We start from the raw sequence: 6,602 nt of genomic DNA on the forward strand, positions 1-6,602 counted from the left end.
TCAGCCGTCTCTGCTGTAGGAGGGGAGGTAAGTCCTGCTCTTGGGCGAAAGTCTAAGTTTAGGCACTCCCCTATGATTACAGAAGCCCCAACTTCAACCGTACTCGGTAAGTTGGGGTAGTTCACTCTTACCAGGAGAGTCTAGTTAATTGGCTAAACAGCGACTCGACACACTATTAGTAGAGTTAAATTTATGTTCTTCTCGCGCCTTGGCACAACGGTTAATTCAGGCGGGAGAAGTTACTGTTAATCAGCAGTTAGTTGATAAACCTGGTACTGAAGTTGATATTTCGGCTAAAATAAATATTAAAGAGCGATCGCCTTTTGTTTCTAGAGGTGGTGAAAAACTCTCCAAAGCTTTGTCAGTATTTACCATTCCCGTAGCAGAGCGCATTTGTTTAGATGGCGGGATTTCTACTGGTGGTTTTACTGATTGTCTCTTACAAGCTGGAGCAAAGCAAGTTTACGGCATTGATGTTGGTTACGGACAAGTTGACTGGCGGTTGCGAAATGATTCGCGGGTGATTTTGCGGGAACGCACCAATTTACGGCAACTACGACCAGATGAGTTATATGGCGAAAATGACCCGATTCCTGATTTTGCGGTGGTCGATGTATCGTTTATTTCTTTAACGAAGATTCTGCCTGCTTTGTGGCAACTAACTCAAGCTAACCGAGAAGCTGTATTGTTAGTCAAGCCACAGTTTGAAGTCGGCAGATCGCGTGTGGGTAAAAAAGGTGTTGTGCGCGATCCAAACGACCAAGCTGATGCCATTTTTCAGGTGTTGCAAACAGCCCAGGAATTAGGATGGAAATACAAAGGCTTAACTTGGTCACCGATCACTGGCCCTGCTGGGAATATTGAATATCTTTTGTGGTTGGGAATGGAAAGTGAAACGCCACCACCTGATTTAGAAGCAATTAAGCAAATAACGCAATCAGCAACAACTCATTTACGGAAGATTTAAAGGTCGTAGATTAGACATTCTACGGATTCAGGATGGCGATCGCAGTAATTATCCAAAGAGGTTTTCTTTGATTTTGCTTGCTGTTGATCGGCTTTTTCAGCTTGTAATTCTTCCACGATGTCCCAGGCTACGGCACAACCAGCAGAATCACTGCCATCTAGCTCACAAGTTGTACGCGCTTCAGTAATGGCTTTAATAATCGCTTCTTCAAGATTTGTCGCCCCAGCAGTTTCAAATGAGTTTAGGGTAGTTGTCATGATACTTTTACCTTTAATTTACAGAGATAGATATTAACTGTGAGCTTTTAATGACCCCATGAAGCTCACCCTCCGGGTTCGCCAGTCCCTCTTTGTTGGAGCAACAAGACAGGCCTTGCTCACATTTCCAGTTTAGATAGGCTTTCCACAATAGATAGTGGTAAACACCGCCCTCTTTTTAGCAAATTTGAGTGGGAATTACCCTCTTATCATCTTTGATTCAAAAAGCTAAGGGAATTCCACTAGGTGGAGTCACTGGTAGTGATGGTCATGTTCTCAGTCTTGCATCCCAAATTCGGAATGTCAGTCAATTGTCAGAAGAGTTTGATAGAAGTTGATAAACACTTATAAACGGTAACAAATACTTAACAATTCTTATTTATTCTCAATATTTCCGTCTGTAGTAACTCAAAACTCCCTAAAGCACTCCTCATCTGTACAACTACCCAATTCATGAGGTTGTACTGTCTCTAAGCAGCTACGCTTACATAAGTACTAATACGAATATTCTTTAACTAAAGTATATTTTTTGATTGCTTAAGTAGAGTAAATACTGATAAAACATAAAAGAATAAAGTTTTAATAACAATATGTTGAAGTATACTCTGGGCGCTACTGGTATCGGACTGATAGCCTTAATCATGGGAGAAGTTATAATTCCTCAGCAGGCTGCTGCTACATCTTTGTACTCTATTACCGATCTTGGTTCCTTAAACCCTACTGCTACTGGCTTTGATGCTTATAGTCCAGGATACGGTATTAACAATGCTGGTCAAGTGGTTGGTAGCTCAATTCTTCCTAGTACTGATGTTTTCCGCTCTCACGCCTTTCGCACGGCTCCTAACAGTGCAATTAATCCAGCAACTGACGACTTAGGTACTTTAGGTGGTAACTCAAGCACTGGCTACGCAATCAATGATTTTGGTCAAGTGGTCGGTGAGTCAAAGAAGTCTGTATATGGATCTGATTATGCTTTTCTCTGGAGTGACGCTACTGGAATGCAAAATCTAGGAACCCTTGGAGGAGAATCCAGCGTCGCTTATGCGATCAATAACTTAGGACAGGTCGTTGGCTCGGCAGAAACGAAGGAAGGAGACTTCCACGCCTTTTTCTACAGTGGGAGTGGAGTATTACAAGACCTGACCACCCTTGGAGGATTAAGCTCTGCAAGGGATATTAACGACTCAGGACAAATAGTTGGCTCTGCACAAACTCAGTCAGGACAAAATCACCCTTTCCTCTACAGCAGGAGTGGAGGATTGCAAGACTTAGGCACACTTGGGGGTGATGAAGGTACAGCTTCTGCTATCAATAACTTAGGACAGGTCGTTGGTAGGGCAGACACTGGAGCAACTTTTGAAGCAGATGATCCAAAAGAATGCCCTTGTAATGTTAGCCACGCCTTCCTCTACAGTGGAAGTGGAACACTGCAAGACTTAGGCACACTTGGGGGGCCAAACAGCGACGCTACTGATATTAATGATTTTGGGCAGGTAGTTGGTAATGCAGGCTATCTCAAAGGGTCTACTGTCACCGCTCCCTTCATCTATAGTGACGGTAAAATGAGCAATTTAAACGATCTCATTCCTGCTAATTCTGGTTGGTATCTTGGAAGCGCAGATGGGATCAACAACTCTGGGCAAATTGTAGGTACTGGTACTATTCAAGACCCTGAACGTAATTATCCTGTTCATGCTTTTCTTTTGACACCTGTTTTGGAACCTACTTCTGTTCCCGAACCCTCAATCATATTGGGTTCATTGACGGCTAGTGCTTTTATAGTCTTAGGCAAAAAATCTAAGCAGCAAGACAAAGCTAAAGGCATAGTCTAGGCTCACAATTTCGACTATTTTATAACTGCTGTGTCAGCGAACTTGATACGGTAGTTTTTACATTAAGTTTTTCTGAGCGACCATCAACCTGTAAATTTCATCGTGCTTATTCTTCTGTGTGAATTGGGGTAAGACTTGTTTCGTTTTTTCAAAGTTAAATATTTCACTTCCTGGTTAATTTGAGTCAACAGAAACTTTTCAGAACACAACTCAAAAATCTCAATACTTTATGCCTAATTCTTGTCGCAAGCGATACAGAATTGTATTTTGGTCAGCTTGAGAGAGAATTTCTTGAATGACGCTGCTAGCGCCCAACTGTCCCCAAGTGCAGCCTTTTTCGAGATACACCTGAGCGGCTTTGCCAACGGAGTATGCACCATAACCGGCGATACCAGCTTGAGCGATCGCACTGCCAGCAAAAGCAGTAATATTGCTGGGATTGTCACCACTAGTTATTGCAGCCGTAGTTTTACTTAAACCAATAAGAAAACTACTACCTAATTCTCCCAGTAGTAAACCACCAGAACTAAATAAAATCGTTTTTAAAATTTTCCCGGCTTCGTAGCTAGTCATCGGCAAACCATACAATCTAGCTAGGGCACGAATTAAAGCCAAATCGGCAACAGTTCCGCCAAGGATATCTAAGAAGGCGATGGGATTGAGCATTACTGCCAAAGCTTTGTATTTGGTAAATTGCCAAATGATATCTTCAGCTTCTTGTTCGCGTAAGTCGATGGTTTTTTGAGCGATCGCGGCTTCTGCATCCCGTGCTTGGATAAGTGCATTTAAAGCCAGAAGCGATCGCCCTTCTCGATTAAGAATGTTCAGAATTGTTTCTTTGAGTTCATCTACTTGCGGTGGCGGTGTCTCCCATTCATAACTGACACGACCATCAGGCCACTCAACCCGCACTTCCATTGGTGCTGGTTCCGCCGCCACCATGACAATTTCATCCGGTAGTAGAGGTTTCGCTTGAGGAGCCACTGCGGTCTTGGGGTTTCCCCAAGTGGAGCATGTGGCGTGATGTCCGGCACCGAGTTGTTGCAAATTTTGATAAATCGCTCCCTGGTCTGTATCTGGGTATAAATCTATTTTGTTAAATACTAAAATCAGGGGTTTTTGTGCTTGACGTAATTCCAGCAGCGCTTGATACTCAGTGCGCGTGATATCACCAGACACGACAAACAAAATCAAATCAGCCTGATGCACGACTTCTCGCGCCATGTCTGCCCGTAACTCACCCTCAATTTCATCTAATCCGGGGGTATCAATTAACTCTACTAGTACCTTACCCCCTGGCTGCCAACGGACGGAACGGGGCCATTGAGTGACACCGTTCAAGGGCCCAGTTTGCAAAATCTTTTCTCCCAGTAAGGCATTTAAAACTGCTGACTTACCTCGACTCACCAAACCAAAGGCAGCAATTCTAATGACGTTAGAATCCAGCTTGTTGAGTGTGGAGTTCAAAGCTTCCAATTCTGGTTTTAACAAACCGGCCAATTCCGGGTTGGATGAAAGCTGTCCTGACTTACGAAGATATCCATACCAAGACAGCGCTTGTCTGAGGCTGGCGCGGGCACGATTTAAGTGAGTTTCTTGCAGATTTCGCACGAAGTTAGGTTGATTCAAGGTTGGACAAACAACAGGCTACATATCCATTTTGATCTAATTCCAAGGCTGTTAGCCTGTTTTGTCTTTCTTAGGCAATTATTTTGATATTTGCATACCTTTTAATGCAATGTCCATTCAGAACGTAGGATCGTGTTCATTATCCCAACACTTGCGATCGCCTCTGGGTAAACTGTAAATTTCACATTCCCGTCGCCGGCTTTCAGTGCAGAAACCATGATTTCAGACTCGCTTAAGGGAACTACATTATCTTTCCTCATCCCCCGCTCACAATCCCCACCTTATGAGTACATTGAAGGTGGGGACTTCCGCGACACGTTAAAAATTTTGTTAGTTCAACCTTTGCGAACAGCAATAGTATAACTTGGCCTCTGTGTCAATACAGTTCAGTTAAGCATTTCTTCCTTCTCTTTGCGTCCTTTGCGTCCTTTGCGGTTCGTTAAAAAAATTGACTTTGACAAAGAGTTTTAGCCTTAAGTGAACCGTATTGGCCTCTGTGTTGCTTCTCGTTGAGTCTTAACTAACCGAAAGTCATGATCTATATATAGATGCTCTAAAAAAGAAGTAGCTAGGTAAACTTTTTTAAATTTCTTGACAGTATTTCTGTCCATATCTTTTAATTTGAGTTCTTGCTCTAAATCTATATTTGGCGCTGCTTCCTTAAATTTAGATTCGACTGTTGTTGTAAACCACTCCTGTGCATCGTCAATTGTCAATGGAATTTCTCTATTCTTCAATGCTTGAAATATTCCAACATTTTTAATATCCCACTGCTCATCTCGAATGGAATACTTTTGCAATACCATTAAGTCGTAAGCTGGTAATTTTGATGTAAATCTTTGCCAAAAACCAGACTAATGTCCTGGTGCATATCGGGCAATATTTAAACCATCATTATGAAAAATTTGGTAAGACTGCTCGTGTATCCTACCAGATAAAATATCTTGAAAAGGTATAGTAGACCATATTGGCACCCATACTCCCGTGACGATTGCCACTTGCTCTGCAACTTTGCCAAAAGGGTTACGTCGGCTCAACTCTGCAAAATATGGTGCTAATTCATTTTTATAAAATTCTACTTTGGCTTTTAACGGCTCTAGATCGCGTCCCTTAACAACTTCTAAAATTTTATTTTTAATTTCTGGCGTACTCCAATATGCCAACTCTTTGGTAGTTGTGACATTTGCCATTACCGTTTATCCTGGGAAAATTTCCAGATTTTGATTGCGTCATTAATAGACTAACTTGATCAAAGAAAATAGATACGGGGACGCAAAGAAACAACTCTCCCTGTCCCTGTGTCCCCGTGTCTCTTCAATGAAGGGCTACCACCAAATTCGATTTCCATTTTCGTCAACTCGTGCTTCCCGAATCATGTCAGAAATCTCTTCAGCATCTTTAACGTGGTGGAGTGCTTTCTTTGTGCCATCGGGTTCATCTACAACGAAGTAAGTCGGGACTGTAATTTTGTCGCCTGTAATGTCTGGTACATCATCCACAGCTACCTGTTGAGCCTTTTCTTCAATAGATTGAGACTCATCAGCAATTCTATCTCCAGGATTCGCTGTTAAGTTTCTTTCATTGACATTAGGTTCTTCCCGTAAATGTGTATCTTCACTTACTGGTTGATTAATTTGATTTTCTTGATTTTTATCAGTCATGGCTTTTTCAGGTATTGAAAAATCTAGCTTTACTAAATAACATTCTAAAAAATCGAGGATACAAAGAGTTCTTTCTCTGGAGAGACTTTGGGAAGAACACGTCTTAGGTTAGATACTGGAGAATAGAAGAGTTCCCGGTGCAAAACTCCAAACCTTTATGGCAACAGCTATACATCAAATATAAGCGCACCCATCCAAAACTTAACTTCTTAATTTATAGTACTTTTGAACTAAATATCTCCTCAGAGCAATCAAG

The 6,602-nt window shown here is 42.0% G+C and carries 9 protein-coding genes; 3 read left to right on the plus strand and 6 right to left on the minus strand.

Annotation, left to right across the window (positions count from 1 at the left end; genetic code table 11):
* Nucleotides 1-148 precede the first annotated feature (148 nt).
* Nucleotides 149-967 carry a TlyA family RNA methyltransferase gene (locus LC586_RS39160; protein ID WP_229491186.1) on the plus strand — a complete coding sequence of 273 codons (819 nt, stop codon included), beginning with the start codon at nt 149-151 and terminating at the stop codon, nt 965-967.
* On the opposite strand, the gene LC586_RS39165 is transcribed toward LC586_RS39160, so the two are convergent.
* Entirely contained in the window at nt 964-1,224 is a 261-nt protein-coding gene (locus tag LC586_RS39165) for a Calvin cycle protein CP12 (protein WP_229491187.1), read from the minus strand. The genes LC586_RS39160 and LC586_RS39165 overlap by 4 nt on opposite strands.
* A 191-nt stretch (nt 1,225-1,415) precedes the next feature.
* Here LC586_RS39165 and LC586_RS39170 point away from each other — a divergent pair, with 191 nt between their 5' ends.
* On the plus strand, nt 1,416-1,562 hold the full coding sequence (locus LC586_RS39170; RefSeq protein WP_229491188.1) for a hypothetical protein: 147 nt from the start codon (nt 1,416-1,418) through the stop codon (nt 1,560-1,562).
* 252 nt (nt 1,563-1,814) lie between these two features.
* Nucleotides 1,815-3,056 carry a DUF3466 family protein gene (locus LC586_RS39175; RefSeq protein ID WP_229491189.1) on the plus strand — a complete coding sequence of 414 codons (1,242 nt, stop codon included), beginning with the start codon at nt 1,815-1,817 and terminating at the stop codon, nt 3,054-3,056.
* Between the two features lie 219 nt (nt 3,057-3,275).
* Here the strand turns inward: LC586_RS39175 and LC586_RS39180 are convergent, their stop codons facing one another.
* From LC586_RS39180 to LC586_RS39200, 5 genes are all read right to left on the minus strand, one after another.
* Nucleotides 3,276-4,667, minus strand: a complete 1,392-nt coding sequence (locus LC586_RS39180; RefSeq protein ID WP_229491194.1) for a GTP-binding protein — start codon at nt 4,665-4,667, stop codon at nt 3,276-3,278.
* A 119-nt stretch (nt 4,668-4,786) separates the two neighbouring features.
* Entirely contained in the window at nt 4,787-4,945 is a 159-nt protein-coding gene (locus tag LC586_RS39185) for a hypothetical protein (RefSeq protein ID WP_229491190.1), read from the minus strand.
* A 213-nt stretch (nt 4,946-5,158) separates the two neighbouring features.
* Nucleotides 5,159-5,491, minus strand: a complete 333-nt coding sequence (locus tag LC586_RS39190) for a hypothetical protein (protein ID WP_229491191.1) — start codon at nt 5,489-5,491, stop codon at nt 5,159-5,161.
* A 48-nt stretch (nt 5,492-5,539) separates the two neighbouring features.
* Nucleotides 5,540-5,875, minus strand: coding sequence for a hypothetical protein (locus LC586_RS39195; protein ID WP_229491192.1), 336 nt, complete (start codon nt 5,873-5,875; stop codon nt 5,540-5,542).
* A gap of 135 nt (nt 5,876-6,010) precedes the next feature.
* On the minus strand, nt 6,011-6,346 hold the full coding sequence (locus tag LC586_RS39200) for a hypothetical protein (RefSeq protein ID WP_229491193.1): 336 nt from the start codon (nt 6,344-6,346) through the stop codon (nt 6,011-6,013).
* Nucleotides 6,347-6,602: the final 256 nt, after the last annotated feature.

This window comes from Nostoc favosum CHAB5714 (assembly GCF_020829495.1).
GTDB lineage: Bacteria > Cyanobacteriota > Cyanobacteriia > Cyanobacteriales > Nostocaceae > Nostoc > Nostoc favosum.

Excerpts from the sequence above, each read along its gene's own strand:
- LC586_RS39165 (WP_229491187.1), bottom strand. The coding sequence starts at position 1,224 with ATGACAACTACCCTAAACTCATTTGAAACTGCTGGGGCGACAAATCTT.
- LC586_RS39175 (WP_229491189.1), top strand. The coding sequence starts at position 1,815 with ATGTTGAAGTATACTCTGGGCGCTACTGGTATCGGACTGATAGCCTTA.
- LC586_RS39185 (WP_229491190.1), bottom strand. The coding sequence starts at position 4,945 with ATGAGGAAAGATAATGTAGTTCCCTTAAGCGAGTCTGAAATCATGGTT.
- LC586_RS39190 (WP_229491191.1), bottom strand. The coding sequence starts at position 5,491 with ATGGTATTGCAAAAGTATTCCATTCGAGATGAGCAGTGGGATATTAAA.
- LC586_RS39195 (WP_229491192.1), bottom strand. The coding sequence starts at position 5,875 with ATGGCAAATGTCACAACTACCAAAGAGTTGGCATATTGGAGTACGCCA.
- LC586_RS39200 (WP_229491193.1), bottom strand. The coding sequence starts at position 6,346 with ATGACTGATAAAAATCAAGAAAATCAAATTAATCAACCAGTAAGTGAA.